The sequence below is a fragment of the Psychroserpens sp. genome (genome assembly GCF_036960315.1).
In the GTDB taxonomy this organism is placed as follows: Bacteria; Bacteroidota; Bacteroidia; order Flavobacteriales; family Flavobacteriaceae; genus Psychroserpens.
Window position 1 is genome coordinate 190,554 of sequence record NZ_JBALVR010000005.1, and the last position, 22,914, is coordinate 213,467.

Below are 22,914 nucleotides of genomic sequence, written 5' to 3' on the forward strand. Positions count from 1 at the left end.
AACGGACTGTCTTTTGATTATATTGACTCTTTTATACATTCAAAGTTAACATAATCCTTAATTATCGCCTATTTTTGCAGTTCTAAACCAAAACTTGGTTTTATTTTTGATAAAAGTCGTTATATTAGAAAAACTGATGACGAAATGAAAACGACTTAACTTAAGCACTATGGAAGAATTAACCCAAAGACAGAAGAAAATTGGAGGCCTTTTACAAAAAGATCTCGCAGACATACTACAAAAAGCAGCTACCGATGGTGGATTAAGAGGTGTAATCATTTCAGTAAGCAAAGTAAACGTAACCACAGATTTATCTGTAGCCAAAGTATACCTTAGTGTTTTTCCTAATAATAAGGGAAAAGAACTTATTGAAGGTATTCGCTCAAACACGCCTTTGATTCGTCATGAAATGGCACAACGTACCAGAAACCAATTACGACGCATGCCTAATTTAGAGTTTTTTATTGACGATTCTCTAGAATATATTGACGGCATCGAAAAATCACTCAAAAGAGAAGATAATCCAATTAAAGACCAAGACCTTTTAGATAATCGTAAAAAGAAGTAGTTGAATTTCGCACTCTACATAGCGAAACGATATCTGTTTTCTAAAAGCAGTAATAATTCCATAAATATTATGACCATTATTGCAGCTTCAGGAACTGTGATTGCGTCTGCTGCCTTGTTTATTGTATTGTCTGGTTTTGCGGGTTTAAAGACCTTCAGTTTAGAGTTTTCTTCTCTTGTAGATCCAGACCTTAAAGTGTATCCTTCGGAAGGGAAGTCGTTTGTTATTACAAAAGAAGATTCTATTTCCATTCAGTCTATAATAGGCATTCAAAGTTATTCAAAAATCATTGAGGAGCGCGTCATTCTTGAGTTTGAAGATAAATCTCAAGTCGTGACCATGAAAGGTGTAGACGAGAATTTCACAAAGGTAACATCTATCGATTCTAAAGTGTACTACGGAAAGTGGCTCGAACGCTATACCGATCAAATTGTTGCTGGTGGAGGCGTTTCTAATAAACTATCTTTCGGCGTTTTAAGCCTAACCAATCAACAAAAAATATATGTGCCTAAGCCCGGAAAAGGGCAAATCACTTCGGTAAAAGGCGCATTCAATTCCATAAACGCCTACAATGTTGGATTATTCGATATTAATGAAGATTTAAACAACGAATACATTTTCGCGAATATAGAAACCGTTAAGTATTTACTTAATTACACTGATAATCAAATATCATCTATTGAATTTAAATTAGAACCAAACGCAGACCAAGAAGTCGTATCTGAAGCCATTCAATCTGCACTTGGAACAAAAATACAAATTAAAGACAGGGCTCAACTCAATGATGCACTTTACAAAATGCTTAATACCGAAAATGTTGCTGTGTATCTCATTTTCACTTTAGTCATCATCATTGCTTTATTTAATGTAATTGGCGCTTTGATTATGATGATTTTAGACAAGAAGGAATCGATAAACACGCTATTTAATCTAGGAACAACGACTAAAGAGATTAGGCGGATTTTCTTTTTGCAGGGTAGCTTAATGACGATTCTTGCTGGTGGTATTGGTTTATTGTTAGGCTTTGTTCTTGTATTTCTGCAAAAGACAACCGAATTTATCATGTTGACGCCTTCATTACCTTATCCAGTAGAATTAAAAGGTATCAACTTCGTAATTGTTCTAGCAACTATTTTTGTTTTAGGAATATTGGCCGCGAAATTAGCCTCACAAAGAATTAGTAAAAAACTAGTGAAAGCTTAAATAAACTGGTAATCCCTAAACTTATCTAACACCTCGTCAAAAGCAGCAAAAACATCTTTGGAGTCATCACTGGTGACCATTTTCATTCGGTGCTCTTTAAAATCAGGAATGCCTTTAAAGTAATTGGTATAGTGTCGTCTGGTTTCAAAAACACCTAGTCTTTCTCCTTTCCAATCGATAGACATTTGAAGGTGTCGTCTAGCGGCATCAACACGTTCTGCCATAGAAATCACAGGTAAATGTTCTCCTGTTTCAAAAAAGTGTTTTACCTGTTTAAAAAACCAAGGGTTCCCAATCGTTGCACGACCAATCATACAGCCATCAAGTCCAAAACTATCACGCATTAAAGCGGCTTTTTCTGGAGAATTAACATCCCCATTTCCAAATACCGGAATGTGCATTCTTGGGTTGTTCTTCACAGCAGCAATAGGCTTCCAATCGGCTTCACCTTTATACATTTGAGCACGCGTTCTTCCGTGGATAGAAATCGCTTTACAACCTACATCCTGAAGTCGCTCAGCAACCTCGACAATCTTGATAGAATCATGATCCCAACCCAATCGCGTTTTCACCGTCACTGGCAAATTGGTGCGTTTAACCATTTCGGCAGTCAGTTGTTCCATTAAACAGATGTCTTTTAAAATACCTGCGCCAGCACCTTTACTCACCACTTTTTTTACTGGACAACCAAAATTGATGTCAATAATATCTGGATTTGATTTTTCAACAATATCAATCGTTTGTAGCATACTCTCCATATTGGCTCCAAAAATCTGAATACCAACAGGTCGTTCTTTTTCGTAAATATCGAGTTTCATGACGCTTTTTGCGGCATCACGAATTAAGCCTTCACTAGAAATGAATTCGGTGTAAACCACATCTGCGCCTTGCTCCTTACACAATGCTCGAAACGGTGGATCACTTACATCTTCCATAGGTGCCAATAACAATGGGAAATCTGAAAGTTCTATGTTGCCTATTTTTACCAAACTCGATTTATTTTGCGCAAAATTAATGTTTTTTAAAATGTATTCAAGTTTGAGGTTCTTTTAAAAACCCAAACACCATAAATTCCTAAAAACAATTCTGCAATTGTTCCGAAGATATAACCTTTAGTTGGTGCGCCATCAACAAGAATACTCAATACTCTTCCAGCACCCAAACCTAGCATAAAAATTATGTTTGTTATGATTGCGGTTTTTAAATATTTAGTTTTAAATAGGCCTAATATCCATAGCATAGAAAACCCTAAATACAATCCCATAATAGCTTTATAGAAATTATGTTCGTCATTGGTTTCTAAAAACATATCAAAGCTTAACTCTGGTTTGAAACCATAAACAAAAGCTACAGGCACAACAATAACCACCGAAATGATTAAGTGTATTTTGTTAATAATGTCTTGTTTCGTTTTTAACATTTTGACCTTGTCACTCTGCATTAGATGCAGAATCTAAAATTCAATATCAGCCTCAACCTCATCTTCACCACGCCTAACAACAACCTTTGTTTTGTCACCTTCGTCATAAGTAGACAACGCCATCATATAACTCATCATATCTGTCACCAAACTATCACCTAGTTTTATAACAATGTCACCTTTTTGAAGACCTGCTTTTTGAGCTGGCCTATCTTCACTTATACCATCAATTCGCATTCCTTTTCCGTCGAAAAGATAATCTGGAATCACACCCAAACCAACCTTAAATCGTGGCACTTCTTCGCTTTCATTTTTAGTTTTTCTGAATGGTAATTTCCCGTTGTTATCTAAATCAGAAATAATCTCAAAAATATAATTTGAAATGGTTTCCATCCCTTCGTAATTCAGCTTTTCTGAATCATCACCGGGTTTGTGATAATCTTCATGCTGACCAGTAAAAAAATGTAATACAGGAATGTCACTATTGTAAAAAGACGTATGATCACTTGGTCCAACTCCAGACTCATTTAGTATAATCTTAAACTTAGAATTATTAGCCCTAATCACTTGCTTTAAAATTGGAGATGTTCCAACACCGTAAACGGCCAAAGTGCTATCCTGTTTTAAACGACCAACCATATCCATGTTGATCATATAATTGCCCTTGGCTATATCTATTGTTGGGTTCTTAGTGAAATAATTTGAACCTAATAACCCCATTTCTTCACCAGAAAAAGCCATGACTAAATAATTGTTGCCTGTGTTTGCTGATTTTAATTTTTCAGCAAGATTCAATAATACAGCTACCCCACTAGCGTTATCATCTGCTCCATTATGAATCTCTTGCGTTTCGCCTCTAAAAAGCGAACCCTCAGCGCCATAACCCAAATGGTCGTAATGCGCACCAATAATAATGGTGTTTTCTGCTTGATTATCTAAAAACCCAATCACGTTAGTACCAGTAATTGTACTATCTCCATCTTTAACCGTATAATTGACTTCTTGATGCGGATCTGTTTTTGGTTTGAATGAAAACGTTTGAAAATAATCTTGAGTTCCTTTAGCTGAAAGGCCAAGATTTTTAAATCTTAGTGCTATATAATCTGCAGCTGCTTTCTCGCCATCACTACCTGTTTGGCGCCCTTCAAGCTTATCATCAGCTAAAAAAGAAACATCGTCTTTAATGGTTATAGGTTTGGTGTTTTCTTCGGAATCTGTTTTACAAGCAACTAAAACAGTCAAAAAAAGTATAACAATTAGGCTTTTCATAGCTATATATCTTAATTTTGCACAAATTTAGTTAATAATACTATGAAATACGTATATCTATTCATATTCGGAATATTACTTTTCAATTGTAAAAACGAATCGAAAAGCACTTCCGATGTAGCGGAATCTACAGAGACAGAAACTGTCGAAACAGCCAAAGATTCATTAATCTACCCCGAAGAAAAATACTTTAAATCTATTCGTCAAGTGACGTTTGGTGGTGATAATGCCGAAGCGTATTGGAGTTTTGATGATAAGCAATTAGTATTTCAGTCTAATAACAAAGCATGGAATGTAGGATGTGATCAAATGTTTTTGATGAATGCTAACCAAACATTTACGGACAGTATTGCGCCACCCATGATTAGCACAGGAAAAGGCCGCACAACTTGCGCCTACTTTTTACCAGACAACAAACACATTATTTACGCATCTACGCATTTAAAACAAGATGAATGTCCTGACACACCTTTGCGTAAAAACGGGAAATATATCTGGCCGATCTACGATAGCTATGATATTTTTGTAGCTGATTTAGAAGGCAATATCGTAAAACAATTGACAAATGAAATTGGGTATGATGCAGAGCCTACAGTATCTCCAAAAGGTGATAAGATTGTATTTACCTCAACGAGAAGTGGTGATTTAGAATTGTATACCATGAATATTGATGGAAGTGATGTTAAGCAAATTACTAGCGAATTAGGTTATGATGGAGGCGCTTTCTTTTCGCCTGACGGAACAAAATTAATTTTCCGTTCATCACGTCCAAAAACTGAAGAGGAGATCAAAGAATACAAAGATTTACTAGCTGAGGGTTTAGTTGAACCTACCGAAATGGAGCTTTACATCTGTAATGCAGATGGAAGTGATTTACGTCAGCTAACCGATTTAGGAAATGCGAATTGGAGTCCGTTTTTTCATCCTTCTGGAGAGAAAATATTGTTCTCATCCAACTTTGAAGCTGAACGTGGATTTCCATTCAACTTATACTTAATTGATCTTGATGGGAGAAATCTTGAGCGTGTTACGCATGGCGAAACCTTTGATGCGTTTCCTGTGTTTTCTAGTGACGGGAAACATTTAGCGTTTTCTTCTAATAGAAATAATGGAGGTGGTCGAGATACGAATTTGTTTATTGCAGAATGGAAAGATTGATATTCTGAAATAAATCTATTGAGATACGAATTTGTTTATTGCTGAGTGGCAAGACTAATTTCTGCCCTTATTTAATCGATCGCGCTCTTCTAATTCCCTAGTACGTTGGTTAGTGCTGAGCTTAGTGTTTCCAAATTTATAACGGAACCCAAGTCTTATATAACGATAATCTACATTAATAAATTGGGTGTTAAATTGATTCTGATATTGAGTTGACACATCAAAATTATTCATGTTGAACAAATCACTTACAGAAAGCGAAATAGTGCCTTTTTTATTGAATACCGTTTTTGAAATGCTCAACTCGCTAAACAATCTATCTTCGATTGTTTGAAATGCCTGAAGGTTTTTGCTATTCCATATTAAAGATAAACTCGCATTCAGACTGTCATCCTTCAATAAAGAGAGACTGCTAAAAAATTCAGAATAATTTGACCATTGATTTTGGCTAACAAACCCAACACCTAAATTAGTTTCTTCTTCTCTGTTATAAAAAGAGGTTACAAAATAGGTATTCCAGTCGTCAGTCACATCATAATCTATTACAAAATCAAAACCATACTCAATGGTTTTGTCAAAATTCACAGATATATATTCTATAATATTAGTGTCATTATTTTGTCTAGGGATTTCAGAAATGGCACCATCGAAATTGTCATAATATGCCTGAATAGTTACTAAGCCATCAAATAGCGAGACTCCAATATCGTAATGATTCTTAAATGTTGGAACCAAATTAGGGTTCCCAACAATCACATAATTTTCATTTATAAAAAAGCGAAACGGATTTAAATTAGCATATCCAGGCCTTACAATAATTCGCTTATAGTTTGTATAAATATTGTAACTATCAGAAATATTATATTGAAAACTTAAGTTTGGGAACAACTCTAAATAGTCTTGTTGGTTTGTTATTTCAGACAATGGTGAGCGACCTTCAAGGTCTGTTTGCTCAACTCTTAAACCAACATTAAGGTTATATTTTTCTGAACTTGTTGCATAATTGATATATCCCGCATAAATATGCTCGTCATAATCAAAAGCATCTGAATTTTGCATGTCTACAGTCTCAATTCCTGAGTTAATATCTATGTCAAACTGTGTGATGTCACTTTCGGTTTTAATATTGGAAAACTTAACACCTGTTTCAAAACTTGAGTTCTCAGTTAATGGAAGGCTATAATCTATTTTTGCTGCTAAAATTTCTGTGTCTTGGTTGGCATTTGTATTAAATGCCGAAGTGTTTTGAAAACCATTATTCTGATCAAAGAAATTACTCACAACCCCTTGGTTTCTTTGGTAGTTGTAAGTTGTAAAATGTGTATTAAAGGTCAGTTGTCCTTCAGTAAAATCGTGGCTAAAGTCTAAATCAAAACCCAAATTATATTTATTCTGTCTCGATAAATTGTCTGCAGTAAACCCCGATAAAAAATCACCATTGTCATCAGTAATCAAAGTGTTATTAGCTATACGCTGCATATAATAAGGCACGTACAGTAAATTCGTCGACAAGCTTAAGGCATTGTTATCATTGATAAAATAATCAAAGTTGGCATTGAGACTATGCGTCTCAGACCTTGTGTTTCGGTTGGTGAACGAACGCCAGCTTTGCTCAAGGACATTAGCATTGTCTAAATAATTTACAGTATCATCTCCGTCTCTATTGATTTTGTTTTTAGAAAAGCCATAATTTACATTAAAGCTAATGGCCTCGTTCTTAAAAAAATGGCTGGTCTCAGCTTTATATCTTGGAAAAACGGCTTGTGTGTAATTTGTAGAAATACTTCCTCTGTAACCTGTAATGAGGTTTTTACTCATTACAATATTTATTACAACACCACTGTCAGCATCATATCTAGCAGAAGGGTTAGTAATCACCTCAATAGATTTAACAGCATTTGCCGAAGAACCTTCAAGCAACTGATTTAAATCATCTGAAGACAAGTGAACTTTTCGGTTATTTATATAAACGGTAGGCGTAGAGTTTTTAACAGAAATGTCATCACCTATAACGAGTACGCCAGGAGTGTTTTTTAACACCTGAAGCATACTACCTTCAACTAAAGCCGTATTTTCTATATTGAAAATGAGTCGGTCGGCTTCACGTTTCAATGTTGGTTTCTTAACTGTGATATTGACTTCGTCTAGGCTTTCAATTTCTTCACTAAGCGTAATGGTTTTTAAATCCAAATGCCCAGTAAGCACAATTTTTTGCCTGTACTCTTGATAGCCTATAAAACGGACCTTAAGAATGTAAATATTAGGTTCAAGATTGCTTAGAATAAAATACCCGTTATTATCTGTAGAAGACCCTTTTAAAATCACGCTTTCGTCTTCACTTAGTAGAATAACGTTCGCAAATTCTATGGGCTTATTAGAGTCAATTACAGTTCCAGATACAGATGAGTTCTGCCCGTAGCTCAAATAAGCACATGCAAAGAAAACAACGATGCGGAGTAGGAATTTCAATATTAGCTAGGTTTAGAATGCAATATAGCATTTGTTTTTAAATCATATTTACGGTTTTTCCACACATTTTGTGTGTTTTATGGTTCTTTATGTGATTTTATGCATAATAATTCAATTATATTTGCAAATCTTTATTGAGACGAATTAAGTTGTTATGAAGCACATTAGAAATTTTTGCATTATTGCGCATATTGACCACGGAAAGAGCACGCTTGCCGATCGTTTACTCGACTTTACCGGCACTGTTACTGATCGTGAAAAACAAGACCAACTCTTAGATAGTATGGACTTGGAGCGCGAACGAGGTATTACCATCAAATCGCATGCGATCCAAATGGAATATACTTTTGAAGGTCAAGAATATGTACTTAATCTTATAGACACTCCTGGTCACGTGGATTTCTCATATGAAGTCTCTCGGTCTATTGCTGCATGTGAAGGTGCTTTATTGATTGTTGATGCGGCTCAAAGTATTCAAGCACAAACCATTTCTAATTTATACCTCGCCTTAGAGAACGATTTAGAAATCATTCCGGTTCTTAATAAAATTGATTTACCAAGTGCAAACCCTGAAGAAGTAACCGATGATATCGTTGACCTTTTGGGTTGTGATCCTGAAGAAGTGATTCATGCCAGTGGAAAAACAGGCTTTGGAGTTGAGAATATTCTTGAAGCAATAATTAAACGAGTTCCTGCCCCAAAAGGCGATCTTAATGCGCCATTACAAGCGTTGATTTTTGATTCGGTCTACAATACGTTTAGAGGTATTGAAACCTATTTCAGAGTGTTTAATGGTGAAATTAAAAAAGGACAAAAAATTAAATTCGTCGCTACAGATAAAGAGTATTTTGCAGATGAAGTTGGCACATTAAAGCTGACTCAAGTTGCGAAAAAAAGTGTAAAAGCAGGTGATGTTGGGTACTTAATTACAGGAATTAAAACTGCTAAAGAAGTAAAAGTTGGAGATACCATTACCGATTTTGCAAACCCAACAACAAATATTGTTGAAGGTTTTGAAGATGTAAAACCTATGGTTTTTGCTGGAATTTACCCTGTAGACACGGAAGATTACGAAGAACTTCGTAACTCTATGGAAAAGCTACAACTAAACGACGCCTCTTTAGTGTTTCAACCTGAAAGCTCAGCCGCTTTAGGATTTGGTTTCCGTTGTGGATTCCTCGGAATGCTTCACATGGAAATTATACAAGAACGACTAGAACGTGAGTTTGATATGACTGTGATAACAACAGTCCCTAACGTATCGTACCATGCCTACACCAATAAAAATCCAGACGTAGCTTTTATTGTAAACAATCCGTCAGATTTACCAGAACCAACAACAATCAATCGTGTTGAAGAACCTTATATAAAAGCAACCATTATTACCAAATCAGATTTTGTTGGTAATGTCATGTCACTTTGTATTGAGAAGCGTGGTATTGTTTTAAACCAAACTTATTTAACACCAGAACGTGTTGAATTAACTTTTGAAATGCCTCTAGCTGAAATCGTCTTCGATTTTTACGATCGTCTAAAGACAGTCTCAAAAGGCTATGCCTCGTTTGATTATTCGCCTATCGGAATGAGAGCCTCAAAACTAGTGCGTTTAGATATTTTATTAAATGCACAAACTGTTGATGCGCTTTCTGCTCTAATTCATGCAGATAATGCTCAGAATATTGGTAAGAAAATGTGCGAAAAACTAAAAGAACTTATCCCAAGGCAACAGTTTGATATTCCTATTCAAGCTGCTATTGGAGCAAAAATTATTTCTCGTGAAACCATTAAAGCCTTACGTAAAGATGTAACCGCTAAATGTTATGGTGGTGATATTTCGCGTAAACGTAAACTTTTAGAAAAGCAGAAAAAAGGTAAAAAACGTATGCGTCAAGTAGGTAATGTAGAAATCCCTCAACAAGCGTTTATGGCCGTTTTAAAACTGAACGATTAGTCACAGAATAACTTTTTATATTATAAACCGAAGTATTTCACTTCGGTTTTTTTGTACATTTATATCAACCAACCTTAATATATAAATGCATTTTAGAGTTGCTTTTCTAAAATCAATACCTTGAGTTGGTCTTGATCAAAGGGAAGTTTTAACTTAGGTTAAAGCCTCTTTTTTTTAAACACTTTCAACATCAAACGGTTTCCCTAAGTAAACTAGTTTCCAGTGCTCTCCAATGTTATTCACCTCTTTATTATTGGAAGAAATAATAGTCAGTTCATCATTATTATCTTTTAAAAATAACGGGATGATATCTTTATCCTTATTAGTGATTTCGATGAGTGTGTCATAATGAGACTTGTCTGTAAGTTCTATTTCATTAATCGCTGGAAACTTCCGTGTGACTTCAGATAAATTAAGATAATCGTCTGTTTGAGAAAACAGCCCTACTTTAGGATTGTTTTGATTGTCATTCATTTCATCAGGACTTACTAATCTAAACGATCCGTTCTCACCAAATTGCTTAGTAAACTTATTTATAGCATATTTATTAATATCACTATTTCCTGTCATTGCCATTAGATAACCAACATCATTTAGCTCTATGTTATCTGTCAATGTTTCAGAATAGATATTAGTATTAAGTGCCTCTAGTCCTAATTCCTTAGCTTTATCAATATTGTTTTGGTTACTATCAATAAGTACAACATGCCTTCCGTTAGATTCTAAATAATGTCCTAATAATCGTGATACTTTTGAAGCGCCTACGACTAGAATTCCGCTTGATTTTGTTAGAAACACACCGACTAGCTTTGCGAATAACCGTGCCGTGGTTGCATTAAGCAAAACGGTTCCCAATACAATCATAAATACTAATGGTGTTATATATTCTGCACCTTCAACGCCCTGTTTTAAAAGCTTACTTCCGAAAAGCGAAGCAATACCTGCGGCGACAATACCACGTGGTCCAACCCAACTAATAAAAATCTTTTCGTTGAGTTTCAGTTTGGAGCCTCCAGTGCTGAGAAAAACGGCGAGTGGCCTAATTATAAATACTACAATTGCAAACAATGCAGCCGTTTTCCAAGTATATAACAATTCTAAATCTTCAATATTAATATTAGCGGCTAGCAGAATAAACAAAATGGAGATCAAAAGGACACTCAAGGACTCTTTAAAATATAAAAGCTCTTTTATGTTTTCTAACTTCATGTTTCCTAAAACCATTCCCATAACGACCACTGCCAATAACCCTGATTCGTGTGCAAAAATTTCAGACTCCACAAATACTAACAGTACAGCAGACAAAGACACTACGTTTAATAAATAATGCGGTATGAATTTCTTATTAATAGCAAATGCTAAGGCATGAGCGAATGTAAATCCGAATGTTGTTCCGAAGAGAATAATTTTACCAAACTCCATTAAAGCCGTTTTTGTAAAACCACTATCGCCTTCAACGCTTATAAATTCGAAAACCAAAACCGCTACTAGAGCTCCAATTGGATCTATTAAAATCCCTTCCCACTTTAAGACAGTTGACACATCCTTTTTAAGGGGAATATTCCTTAAGATTGGTGTAATAACGGTTGGTCCTGTCACAATAATTAATCCTGAAAACAGAAACGACATTTGCCAACTCAAATTAAATATAAAATGCGCAACTACACCAGCTCCAAAAAAGGTTACTGCAGAACCAAGTGTAATCAATTTAGTAATAACTGGTCCTACATTTTTAATTTCTGAACGCTTCAAGGTCAGGCCTCCTTCAAAAAGAATAATACTAATGGCTAACGACACAAAATAATAAAGGCTATCGCCAGGAAACAACCCTTTTTCACCATTCCAAATAGGTTCTATCCATTTCGTGCCATCTTCTGATAAATATTCCGCTGCGATTGGCCCAACAAGTAAACCGATAAGAATTAAGGGCAGAATTGCTGGGATTTTAAGTTTCCAAGCAAACCACTGCGCCAATATTCCTAAGATGATGATTCCTGCTAGTTCTAACATGTATTTAAATTTTTGAAAGTTAAATATAAAAGAAACTAATTTAACAACTTCAAAATACGACTAAAAACGTAGAGATTTGAGTTATGTTTTACTAAGGTCAAAAAAAGTACTAACTTACCCTCGTAATTGATTTTTAATAGCATTTGATCAACAATATTTTCCATACTATAGGGATTGGTGTTGCATTTTCACCAAACCTAAAAGCCAATATTTATGAAGCTGCTCGTTTATCGCTCTTTTTTGAGAGTAAACTAGTGCTTATTCATGTGGGCGATCAATCTTCAGAAAAAGAGCAACAAATTCTAGATATACTTCAGCCTTTTATTGAAGAAAACCTTAACTATGAAATCGTTTTTAAAACCGGAGAGCCCGTAGATGTAATTTTATCAATTTCCGAAGAAAAGAAAGTAAGCCTTCTTATTTTAGGAGCGTTACAAAAAGAAAACTTTGTAAAATACTATTTGGGTTCTATTGCAAGAAAAATAACGAGACAAGCTAAATGTTCTATTCTGCTACTTATAAAACCTTCAGTAGAGCGTTTACCTTGCCAACATGTTGTAGTTAACGGTCTTAAAAACCCAAAGACCAAACAAACAATTTCAGCGGCATATTATGTATCACATAAATTACAGTCTAAGAAAATTACTATTGTAGAGGAAATCACTAAACAGGAAGTGGCTGTTAGTGTTGATGACGATAAATCACTTCGGAAATCTGTCATTGTTAGAGAGCGTATAAAATTACGTGAAGACTCTCGTGTAAAAAAAATAATTTCTGAAATTCCAGAAGCATATACCTGTGGAATACAAACAAAAACACAATCTATTTTTGGAAAAAGGGGTTATAGTATTGGGCATTATGCACAATTTGTAAGAGCCGATTTATTAGTGATGAATGCACCTGAAAAAACCAGTTTTTGGGATCGTTTATTTCCACATGATATTGAACATATACTATCCGAATTACCAACAGATGTTTTAATTATTCAATGACACCAAAAAAGAACAATATATCACTCTTTATTAAGCAGCTCCCTAAAAATATATTTTCGGGTTTTGTCGTAAGCCTTATAGCCTTGCCTTTAGGTTTGGGTCTTGCTATGGCCAGTGATGCTCCTGCTATTGCTGGTGTAATTACTGCAATTATAGGTGGTGTTATTGTGTCCATTTTAGGAGGAAGTCATGTCACAATTACTGGGCCAGGAAATGGTTTGGTTGGAGTGACCTTGGTTGCCATTACAACATTGGGATTAGAGAGCGCTTATGCTGCTATTGTTTGTTCGGGTGTTTTACTCATGATTCTTGGTTTTTTACGAATGGGAAACCTAGCCGATTTCTTTCCCTCGTCTGCTATTCAAGGCATGTTAGCTGCTATCGGACTTATCATTTTAGGTAAGCAGTTTCATATTATGTTTGGTCATAAAATCTCACGTGAGAATACCATTGACTACCTTATTGAGATTCCTTATACTATAAATGACGCCTTACATTACGAAAATACAGGCTTAATTTATGCTGCTGTTGCGGGTGTGATTAGCTTACTTATTATGGTTTTCTATTCAAAAATTAGAAATAAATACCTTCAGCTCATTCCTGCGCCTATGTGGATTGTTCTTCTTTCTATTGGCTTTAGTTATTATTTCGAATTGGTATTACATCAAGACAATCCCATTGCAAAAGATTATATGATACCCGCAATACCTTCGTTTTCTGAAATTACAACACAACTTCCAGAAGTGTCCTTTTTAAATGTTGGGAGTTTAGCCTTTTGGGGAAGTGTTTTGTCCTTAACCTTAATAGCCAGTATAGAATCACTATTGAGTATTAAGGCTGTCGATAAATTGGACCCCGAAAAGCGTCGCTCTAACGTTAATAGAGATTTAAAAGCCATTGGCTTAGGTACTATTGGGAGTGGGTTTCTTGGCGGATTAAATGTCGTAACAGTTATTGCAAGGAGCTCAGTAAACGTTAATAATGGCGGAACCAATCGTTCATCAAACTTTTTTCACGCTTTCTTTTTAGTGGTTTTTATTGTCTTGTTTAGCACGCAATTAACCCGAATCCCTTTGCCGGCATTAATGGCAATTTTGGTGTATACGGGTTATAAATTAGCGTCACCTGATTTAATCAAAAAGATTTTTTCCGTCGGAAAAGAGCAGCTTATTATCTTTTTTGTAACGCTCCTGTCAACGTTGAAGTTTGGTCTAATCATTGGAATTTCAGCAGGTGTCCTTATAACAATAATCATTCATTTTATCATCAATAAAAATGTGACACTATTCCTAAGACATTGGGTAAAACCCAATGTCTTAATGTTTAGAGAAGACGATGCTAAATCCAGTTATTATGTGAGTGTAAAACACTTTTGCACCTTTGCTAATTTTTATAGACTAAAACAAAAGTTAGATGCAATTTCCGAAGAGAATGATGTGATTGTAGACTTTTCAATGTGCGAATTTGTTGATCATACGGTTATGGAAAACCTCAACAATTACCAAGGTACGTTTACCAAAAAAGGTGGTCATTTTGATATTGTAGGGCTGGATATGCACGATGCGGACTCAAAACATCCCTTTGCATTGCGAAAAACAGTGCCAGTGCCTAAATTTTTTGGCTACAACCTAACTAAACGACAGGAAAACCTGGAGAATATAGCGATAGACTATGGCCTAGAATATAGTCCTGATAAAAATAAAGAGGTCGGTTTTCTTAATGAGTTTCTGTATTTTAAGACCAAGCAAGCCAATTATGTTTATAACGAGCTAATAGACAAAAGCAAAGATGTCAAGCTTTTTGATATCGAGTTTTCTGAAGGTGAGTTTATTGCAAAAGAAGTCATTAGAACAAGTATGCTGCATATTAATTTAAATATTTCTGCTCCTGTGTTTTCATTAGATAGAGAAAGCTTGATAGACAAAGTATATGCACTTGCTGGTTTTTCGGATATCAATTTTGAGAAGCACGCTGATTTTTCAAAACGCTTTCATTTAGTTGGTGAAAATCAAGACAATATTAAGGCGTTTTTCAGTGATGACCTAGTCCGTTTTTTTGAGAGCAACCCTTACTATCATTTAGAATCTAACGGCTCGAGCTTACTTATATTTAGCAAACAACGTATAGCAAGTACAAAAGAAATTAAAGCGCTTTTAGATTTTGGTAAACGTTTAAAGTCGGTAATTTCATAATAATCTGCTAAAACTTGTCGTGTTAACAATCGTATTTATTATTTTGCATTCATGAACTTATATCCTGTAAATGCTGGGAATTTTAAACTCGATGGTGGTGCCATGTTTGGTGTTGTACCAAAATCGTTGTGGACAAGAACTAATCCTGCAGATGCCAATAATATGATAGACATTGCGGCGCGCTGTTTGTTAATTGAAGATGGTAATCGACTGATTTTAATCGATACCGGTATGGGAAATAAACAAAGTGATAAATTCTATGGATACTATCATCCTTGGGGAAATGACAATATTGATGACTCCTTAAAAAGTCATGGATTTCATCGTGATGATATTACTGATGTGTTTATGACGCATTTGCATTTTGACCATTGTGGTGGAAGTATTCAGTGGAACAAAGACCGAACAGGTTACGAACCAGCCTTTAAAAACGCAGTATTTTGGAGCAATAAAAACCACTGGAAATGGGCAACACAACCCAATCGTCGTGAAAAGGCATCATTTTTGAAAGAAAACATTTTACCAATGGAAGAAAGCGGACATTTAAAGTTCACATCACTTCCTGAAAATGATATGTTGAAGAATTCAGAATTAGGCTTTGATATATTTTTTGCTAATGGACATACCGAAAAACAAATGATACCAATGATTCAGTATAACAATAAAACCATTTGTTTTATGGCAGATTTATTACCAACAGTAGGTCATTTACCTATACCTTTTGTAATGGGGTATGATACACGACCGCTATTGACTTTAGATGAAAAAGAAAAATTTCTTAACCTTGCAGCGGATAACAATTATTATCTATTTTTAGAGCACGATGCTCACAACGAAATAATAACAGTTAAACACACCGAAAAAGGTGTGAGACTCAAAGACACATATACTACAAACGCTATTTTTAATTAATCCTAACATGAAACGAGCATGTTAAACGTTATATCTTACAAGAAAATGATTAATAGCGAACAACACGTGACCATTAAAAAATAATAAATATAAACACATGAAATACACATTTAAACCATTATTATATTCATTTTTTATTTCTGCAATTCTTTTGAGTTGTGGCGCAACAACAGGTGTACTATCAACACCCTTAGAAAATATAGACACATCACCTCTTAAAGAATCTGACCTTACCGAAACTGAGAAAAATTCTTGGTCACATTTGGATTTAGCAAAAGACACCATTCCAGGAATGAGTGTTGATAAGGCTTACAAAGACATTATAAAAAACAAAAAAGGCCAAACGGTAATAGTAGCAGTTATCGATTCTGGTACAGATATAGACCATGAAGATCTAGATGGTGTGATTTGGACAAATAAAAACGAGGTTCCAAATAATGGAAAAGACGATGACAACAATGGTTATATCGATGATATCCATGGTTGGAATTTTGTTGGAGACGGTTATAACGAGCAATTAGAGTTTGTTAGAATTTTAGCTTCAGGAGATAAATCTAATCCAAGATATACTGAGGCTGAAGCTGAATACAATAGCGAATATCAAAAGTACTCGGGATATAAGGCCCAATACGATCAAATTTATGAAGCGGTTGCCTCTGCGGATGAGACTTTCGCGAAACACTTTGGTAAATCTGATTACACAAAAAAAGAAGTGCTTGCTATAAAATCAGAAGATGAAGCCTTAGGAAAAGCCAAGCAAGTTGCCCAGTTTATTTACGGTAACGGTATGGAGTCTATGGCTGATGCTAAAAAAGATATATCTGAGGGTATCATAGATATTAACGATCGCCTTAACTACAACCTTAATAAAGACTTTAGTGGTCGAAAAACAGGAGACAATCCAAATGATTTAAACGATAAGCCTGGTTATGGAAATAATAACCCAAGGCCATCAAAAAAGACTGAAAGTCACGGGACACATGTCACTGGGATTATAGCTGCAGAACGTAATAACGGAAAAGGAATGAATGGTGTGGCAAATAATGTAAAAATTATGTCGATTCGTTCAACACCAAATGGTGACGAATATGATAAAGATGTCGCGTTAGCTATTCGTTATGCTGTAGATAATGGTGCAAAAGTTATTAACGCCAGTTTTGGGAAATCGTACTCACCTCACAGTGATTGGGTAAGAAATGCTATAAAGTATGCTGCCGAAAAGGATGTGCTTTTTGTGCATGCTGCAGGAAATGATAGTAAAGATATAGACACCGCTAAAAACTTCCCTAACGATGCTGTTGGCACTGGTCCTGAAGTTGCAGATAATTTTATAACTGTTGGATCACTAACTCATAATTACGGATCAAATATGGTCTCTGGTTTCTCTAACTACGGAAAAGTAAATGTTGATGTATTTGCTCCTGGAAGTGAAATATATTCTACAACTCCAGAAAACGAATATGAATTAAAAGGCGGCACATCTATGGCCGCACCAAATGTCGCTGGAGTTGCAGCGTTGATTCGTTCGCAATATCCAAGTCTTACAGCTGTTCAAGTAAAAAAAATCCTTATGGATTCAGGTTTACCGATCAAAGCAAAAGTAACCGTTGGAGAAAATAAAGACGTAAAAACGCTTTCTGAAATATCTACATCTGGAAGAATCGTTAACGCCTACAATGCCTTGATTATGGCCTCACAAATAGCAAATTCGAAATAATTCTGAAGTAAAATAAAAATTATGAAATTTAAAATTAGTTCAATACTAGTGGTGTGTATTGCATTGTTTTCTTCGGAAATTCATGCTCAACAGGCTAAAATGGTTTATAAAACAGACACCTATTGGCAACAGCAAGCTGATTATACAATGGATATTGATATGGATGTAAAAACCTATCAATTTAAAGGAAAGCAAACCATTAAATACACCAATAACTCACCAGATGCTTTAGATAAAGTATTTTATCATTTGTATTTTAATGCCTTTCAACCAGGTAGTGAAATGGATGTAAGAGCTCAAAACATCAAAGCTCCAGATCGACGATTTGCTCCCAATATTGGAACCCGAGAAAATCCAATTTATGAAAGTAGAATTGCTAAATTAAAACCTGATGAAATTGGCTATATCAAAATTAAATCGCTCAAACAAAACGGAGGGAAATTGCAATATGATATTACAGGAACTATTGCAAAAGTAGCTCTTAATACACCTATTCAACCTGGTGAAACTGTAGAATTTGATATGGAATTTGATGGTCAAGTGCCTATCCAAATTCGTCGTTCTGGGCGTAATAATATAGAAGGTGTTGCGCTTTCCATGGCACAGTGGTATCCTAAATTAGCAGAATATGACGATGAAGGCTGGCACGCTTACTCTTATATTGCCAGAGAATTTCATGGTGTTTGGGGAAATTATGATGTGAAAATCACTATTGATAAAGACTATACAATTGGAGGAACTGGTTACTTACAGAATGCCGATGAAATCGGTCATGGTTATACCGCTAAAGAAGTAAAAAAAAGAGGTAAAAAACTAACTTGGCATTTTTTCGCTCCTAATGTCCATGACTTTACTTGGGCGGCAGACCCAGAATATACCCACGATACTTTACAAGTTCCTGATGGACCAATGCTCCATTTTTTTTATAAAAATACAATGCCAGAAGAGAAGTTAGCTAATTGGAGAAAGCTTCAGCCATATGCGGCTCAATTGATGACTTACTATAGTGACTTAGTTGGTAAATATCCGTACAAACAGTATTCTATTATTCAAGGTGGTGATGGTGGTATGGAGTATGGAATGTGTACATTAGTTTTGGGTGAAGGCACATTTGATGGATTATTTAAAGGCACTATATCCCATGAAATGGCACACACATGGTTTCAATTTTTACTAGCGAATAATGAAGCAAAACATGAATGGATGGATGAAGGTTTTGCGACATACATTGAATACAAAGCCACGAACTATATGTTTGATAAAGGCATGTCTAACCCATGGGAAAGACCTTATTTAGCCTATTCCTTTTTAGCTAATTCTGGAGAAGAACAGCCTATGACAACCTTTGCAGATAAGTATGATTATAATCGTTTATACTCTATAGCCGCATACTATAAGGGTTGTGTATTCATGTCTCAATTAGGTTATGTAATTGGCCAGGATAACTTAAACAAAACTTTAAAAAGATATTTTAACGAATGGGTTTTTAAACATCCAAAACCTATTGATTTTATTAGAGTTGCGGAAAAAGTGTCTGGCTTAGAACTCGATTGGTACCTTACAAGTTTTGCCCAAACAACAGATGTTATCGATTATGGTGTAAAAAATGTAGAAGGCAAAAACATAACTCTAGAGCGAATAGGCCTAATGCCAATGCCTATAGATCTTACGGTAACGTATACAGATGGTTCTACTGAGGATTTCCACATCCCTTTGCGCCAAATGCTTGGCGCGAAAGAAACAACAGCAACGGTCAAGAACGATTGGGCTTGGGCATTTCCAACCTATACCTTAGAAACTACTAAAGATGTAAAATCTGTACAAATCGACCCTAAAGGCATGATGGCAGATGTAAAGTCAGATAATAATGTGTATCCTGTTTCAGAATAGAAAATAAAATAGAATTCTAAAAAGCCTCAACAAAACGATGGGGCTTTTATTTTTACTCTACCTAAGAGATTTCTTATATAATATGTGATATTTTAGCACGAAACACCAAACCATGAAAAACATTACTTTAGTATTTTTTGCCTTACTTATTTCGTCTATAAGTCTATCTCAAACTCAAGTTACAAATTACTTTAACCCAAATATTGATAAAGACTCTAATCCTAGAGATTTTATTGAATTTGATAGTAAATTATTTTTTGTTGCAAAAAACGATAGTTATGGTTCTGAGATTTGGTACAAAGATAATCCTAATGGTCAAGCAACGTTGTTGAAAGATATAAATCTAGGTCCAGCTGACAGTATTACTAACTTAATGACGTATAACACAGCTGATGGAAGCTTTGATAAATTTTTTACTATTCTTAATGGGTATTTGTATTTTGTTGCTAATGACGGACTATCAAGTGGTGAAATATGGAGAACAGACGGAACTTCTGTTGGTACCGAAAAAGTAACAACATTTTTGGATTTTAAAATTGATAATTTAACAACGGCCAATAATTCTATATTTTTTACTATTAATAAAACCCCTCAATTACTTGATTTATGGAAGTCTGATGGTACAAATTCAGGCACTGTACTTGTAAAAGAGAATTTTAATACATCTGGTACTCGAACCCTTGACACAAAAGAAGTGAATAATTTATTTATTTTTAGTCTTGCAAGTTCTGGCAGTAGTGATTTTGAAATATGGAGCAGTGACGGGACCGAAGAAGGTACGGTCATGCTAATAGATGAACTTAACGGAATTAGTGGTTTAGCTAACATTCAAAGGGGTGAGTTTTCACATTTTATTAAGCACGATAATCTACTCTACTTTGTTGTAAATTATTTTAATGGCTTTGATAATGTAAATGGAACTATCAAAACTGATGGAACTCCTCAGAACACAGAAGTAATTAATGAGCTTTTTGAAATAAATACGTTTGGAGAATTTGTTAATTATGGCGATGTCATTCAAATAAACGATAAAATCTACTTTTCATTTTTTAGATTAAATACGAATCACCTATTCATTTGGGAATATGATCCTTTAAATGACTCAGAGCAAATTATTTACGATGAAGATGTGAACTTTTATTTTATGTGTTCAAATTTAGTATTTGATGGCATTGATTCTCTAGTATTTACTGGTCCTGGAACAAATGATAATACTAGCCTTCTAAAGCTCAACATAGTAGATTACAATGTGTCTCAAATAAAAGAATTGCTCCCAGACGTGATATCAACCAATTTTAATTTCTCATATTATCCAAACTCGATTAAAAAATTAAATTCAAACACCTTTTTTTTAAATCAGGTTATACAAGCTAATAGTGGAGCGGGATCAAAATCGAGTTGGATAACCGCTCTTACAGAGCCCACAACAACTAATGTTAACAGTCTAGGTGATATAATCGATCAAACAATTATTTATAACAACAAGATATATTTCAATAAAGATACTGAAGAAACAGGAAAAGAATTGTGGGTAAGTGATGGTACAAATCAAAATACAAATCTGTCTGATAATATAAATCCATTTCGAACAGGCATGGAACCTTATGCAACATCATATCCTAAAACAAAAAATTTAGAAACAGTCTCAGATTACATAATTAGTTCTGGTTTTGATGCGGTTAATGGAGAAGAACCAAGGGCCTATAATTTTTTAACCGACTCTAATACACTCTTAGCAGATATCAATATTGGGGTATATAATTCTTTTCCAGGAAATATAACTGGTTTTTATGAATTTAATCAATTCGTGTTTTTCCCTGCTCAATCTGGTACTTCTGAAGGTTATAATCTCATGAAAACAAATGGTTTAGAAATGGGTACATCAAATATTCCTGGTTTTCCTTCTGGCTACGTTAGTCAGATAGCAAACTTTACAAGTTTTAATAATAATTTATTTTTTTCAGCAAGAAGTCCTAATGGGATAGATTTATACACTACTGATGGAGACATAATAACATCCGTAAGAAACTTTGGTACGCTAGGGAATATATTTGAAATTACTATACTAAACGAAAGTCTGTTCTTGAGAGTTCCTTTATCAACAGGTGTTGAATTATGGGTGAGTGATGGCAATACTAATGGAACAAATTTAATTAAGACATTTTCAACATGCAAATTTTTGACACCTGTAGGCGATAAACTATTCTTTAGCGCCAACGACGGATCTTCAGTATCGCAAGATTTTAATAAAGGAGGAGAATTATGGAAATCAGACGGAACAATAAATGGTACTGAAATAGTTAAAGATATTGGAGACGGTTATCTTTCTTATCCCCAAGATTTAACACAATTAGGGAATAATCTTATATTTTCTGCACGAACTGAGGCCCTTGGAAGAGAATGGTATATTTCAGATGGGACTGAAAACGGGACGGTCCTTTTAAAAGATATTAACCTTGGTTCTAATAGTTCGTCAATGTTAACTCAACCATTTAGCATCTCAAATACAATCAACCTGAACAACGAGGTTTTCTTTACTGCCTCAAATGGAACTGAAGGAAAAGAACTTTGGAAAACTGATGGAACCGAAAACGGAACAGTTCTTTTAAAAGATATAAATCCTGGCTCATTTAGTTCTAACCCTCAAAATTTTGTTCGTATTGATAACGTAGTTTATTTTCAGGCTTCAACGGCTAATGAGGGTACTGAATTATGGAAAACTGATGGCACAACAGAAGGCACTGTGCTCGTAACCGATAATATAAATATTGGCGCATTGGGTTCTGTGCCTTTAGATATGATTAAACTAGGAGACGACCTTTTCTTTACAGCAACAACACCTTCAGATGGAAGACAATTATGGCGAATTGAAAATGAAACACTAAACGTAGATGACGTAGAAATTTCCAATCAATCAATACTGTTTCCAAACCCTACATCTTCAGTTCTAAATATAAAATCTGAATCTAGTGTTTCTGTCTTAAATGTATATGATATTAACGGAAGACTAGTTAAATCCTATCAAACAATTATAAATAACCAGATTGATACTTCTGAATTAAATTCAGGGATATATTTCGTTCAATATACAGTCGACGGTATAATCTCAACAGAAAAGGTTATTAAAAGGTAATCGGTTATTACTCATAAAAACAAAAAGCCA

15 protein-coding genes are annotated in these 22,914 nt (G+C 34.8%); 10 read left to right on the plus strand and 5 right to left on the minus strand.

Annotated elements, in window-relative coordinates; translation table 11 throughout:
- The first annotated feature begins 169 nt into the window (after positions 1 to 169).
- Together rbfA and V7719_RS10550 are read left to right on the plus strand one after the other, a co-directional pair.
- Positions 170 to 568, plus strand: coding sequence for a 30S ribosome-binding factor RbfA (gene rbfA, locus V7719_RS10545; RefSeq protein WP_335729868.1), 399 nt, complete (start codon positions 170 to 172; stop codon positions 566 to 568).
- Positions 569 to 1,771, plus strand: coding sequence for an ABC transporter permease (locus tag V7719_RS10550; RefSeq protein WP_335729869.1), 1,203 nt, complete (start codon positions 569 to 571; stop codon positions 1,769 to 1,771).
- Here the strand turns inward: V7719_RS10550 and dusB are convergent.
- Genes dusB through V7719_RS10565 form a run of 3 tightly spaced genes read right to left on the minus strand, consistent with a single transcriptional unit; the run spans position 1,768 to position 4,460 of the window.
- Complete coding sequence (dusB, locus tag V7719_RS10555) at positions 1,768 to 2,760, minus strand: tRNA dihydrouridine synthase DusB (RefSeq protein WP_335729870.1); 993 nt, start codon at positions 2,758 to 2,760, stop codon at positions 1,768 to 1,770. The genes V7719_RS10550 and dusB overlap by 4 nt on opposite strands.
- Positions 2,761 to 2,792: 32 nt before the next feature.
- Positions 2,793 to 3,191 (minus strand): DUF4345 domain-containing protein, encoded by a 399-nt coding sequence (locus V7719_RS10560; protein ID WP_335729871.1) that lies wholly within the window; start codon positions 3,189 to 3,191, stop codon positions 2,793 to 2,795.
- Positions 3,192 to 3,224: 33 nt separating this feature from the next.
- Positions 3,225 to 4,460, minus strand: a complete 1,236-nt coding sequence (locus tag V7719_RS10565; protein WP_335729872.1) for a M28 family peptidase — start codon at positions 4,458 to 4,460, stop codon at positions 3,225 to 3,227.
- 42 nt (positions 4,461 to 4,502) lie between these two features.
- On the opposite strand from V7719_RS10565, the gene V7719_RS10570 reads away from it, so the two are divergent.
- On the plus strand, positions 4,503 to 5,618 hold the full coding sequence (locus V7719_RS10570) for a TolB family protein (protein ID WP_335729873.1): 1,116 nt from the start codon (positions 4,503 to 4,505) through the stop codon (positions 5,616 to 5,618).
- Positions 5,619 to 5,672: 54 nt separating this feature from the next.
- On the opposite strand, the gene V7719_RS10575 is transcribed toward V7719_RS10570, so the two are convergent.
- Positions 5,673 to 8,087, minus strand: coding sequence for a TonB-dependent receptor domain-containing protein (locus tag V7719_RS10575; RefSeq protein WP_335729874.1), 2,415 nt, complete (start codon positions 8,085 to 8,087; stop codon positions 5,673 to 5,675).
- Between the two features lie 154 nt (positions 8,088 to 8,241).
- On the opposite strand from V7719_RS10575, the gene lepA reads away from it, so the two are divergent.
- Positions 8,242 to 10,038 (plus strand): translation elongation factor 4, encoded by a 1,797-nt coding sequence (gene lepA / locus V7719_RS10580; protein ID WP_335729875.1) that lies wholly within the window; start codon positions 8,242 to 8,244, stop codon positions 10,036 to 10,038.
- Between the two features lie 174 nt (positions 10,039 to 10,212).
- On the opposite strand, the gene V7719_RS10585 is transcribed toward lepA, so the two are convergent.
- Entirely contained in the window at positions 10,213 to 12,048 is a 1,836-nt protein-coding gene (locus tag V7719_RS10585; RefSeq protein WP_335729876.1) for a cation:proton antiporter, read from the minus strand.
- A 143-nt stretch (positions 12,049 to 12,191) separates the two neighbouring features.
- Between V7719_RS10585 and V7719_RS10590 the strand changes: the two genes are divergently transcribed.
- The 6 genes from V7719_RS10590 to V7719_RS10615 all read left to right on the plus strand — a co-directional run bounded on the left by V7719_RS10590 (position 12,192) and on the right by V7719_RS10615 (position 22,884).
- The gene (locus tag V7719_RS10590; RefSeq protein WP_335729877.1) at positions 12,192 to 13,040 is read left to right on the plus strand and encodes a universal stress protein; all 849 of its coding nucleotides are present in this window, start codon (positions 12,192 to 12,194) and stop codon (positions 13,038 to 13,040) included.
- Positions 13,037 to 15,232: a SulP family inorganic anion transporter gene (locus V7719_RS10595; RefSeq protein ID WP_335729878.1), complete on the plus strand. Its 2,196-nt coding sequence runs from the start codon at positions 13,037 to 13,039 to the stop codon at positions 15,230 to 15,232. Before V7719_RS10590 ends, V7719_RS10595 begins: the two co-directional genes overlap by 4 nt.
- Positions 15,233 to 15,283: 51 nt before the next feature.
- A complete protein-coding gene (locus V7719_RS10600) occupies positions 15,284 to 16,144 on the plus strand; it encodes an MBL fold metallo-hydrolase (protein WP_335729879.1) in 861 nt (286 codons plus the stop codon).
- Positions 16,145 to 16,241: 97 nt separating this feature from the next.
- The gene (locus V7719_RS10605) at positions 16,242 to 17,861 is read left to right on the plus strand and encodes a S8 family peptidase (RefSeq protein ID WP_335729880.1); all 1,620 of its coding nucleotides are present in this window, start codon (positions 16,242 to 16,244) and stop codon (positions 17,859 to 17,861) included.
- A 21-nt stretch (positions 17,862 to 17,882) separates the two neighbouring features.
- The gene (locus V7719_RS10610) at positions 17,883 to 19,751 is read left to right on the plus strand and encodes a M1 family metallopeptidase (RefSeq protein WP_442969076.1); all 1,869 of its coding nucleotides are present in this window, start codon (positions 17,883 to 17,885) and stop codon (positions 19,749 to 19,751) included.
- 112 nt (positions 19,752 to 19,863) lie between these two features.
- Entirely contained in the window at positions 19,864 to 22,884 is a 3,021-nt protein-coding gene (locus V7719_RS10615; protein WP_335729881.1) for an ELWxxDGT repeat protein, read from the plus strand.
- Positions 22,885 to 22,914 lie beyond the last annotated feature (30 nt).

Excerpts from the sequence above, each read along its gene's own strand:
- V7719_RS10595 (WP_335729878.1), top strand. The coding sequence starts at position 13,037 with ATGACACCAAAAAAGAACAATATATCACTCTTTATTAAGCAGCTCCCT.
- V7719_RS10570 (WP_335729873.1), top strand. The coding sequence starts at position 4,503 with ATGAAATACGTATATCTATTCATATTCGGAATATTACTTTTCAATTGT.
- V7719_RS10615 (WP_335729881.1), top strand. The coding sequence starts at position 19,864 with ATGAAAAACATTACTTTAGTATTTTTTGCCTTACTTATTTCGTCTATA.
- lepA (WP_335729875.1), top strand. The coding sequence starts at position 8,242 with ATGAAGCACATTAGAAATTTTTGCATTATTGCGCATATTGACCACGGA.
- V7719_RS10600 (WP_335729879.1), top strand. The coding sequence starts at position 15,284 with ATGAACTTATATCCTGTAAATGCTGGGAATTTTAAACTCGATGGTGGT.
- rbfA (WP_335729868.1), top strand. The coding sequence starts at position 170 with ATGGAAGAATTAACCCAAAGACAGAAGAAAATTGGAGGCCTTTTACAA.
- V7719_RS10565 (WP_335729872.1), bottom strand. The coding sequence starts at position 4,460 with ATGAAAAGCCTAATTGTTATACTTTTTTTGACTGTTTTAGTTGCTTGT.
- V7719_RS10585 (WP_335729876.1), bottom strand. The coding sequence starts at position 12,048 with ATGTTAGAACTAGCAGGAATCATCATCTTAGGAATATTGGCGCAGTGG.
- V7719_RS10560 (WP_335729871.1), bottom strand. The coding sequence starts at position 3,191 with ATGTTAAAAACGAAACAAGACATTATTAACAAAATACACTTAATCATT.
- V7719_RS10605 (WP_335729880.1), top strand. The coding sequence starts at position 16,242 with ATGAAATACACATTTAAACCATTATTATATTCATTTTTTATTTCTGCA.
- V7719_RS10610 (WP_442969076.1), top strand. The coding sequence starts at position 17,883 with ATGAAATTTAAAATTAGTTCAATACTAGTGGTGTGTATTGCATTGTTT.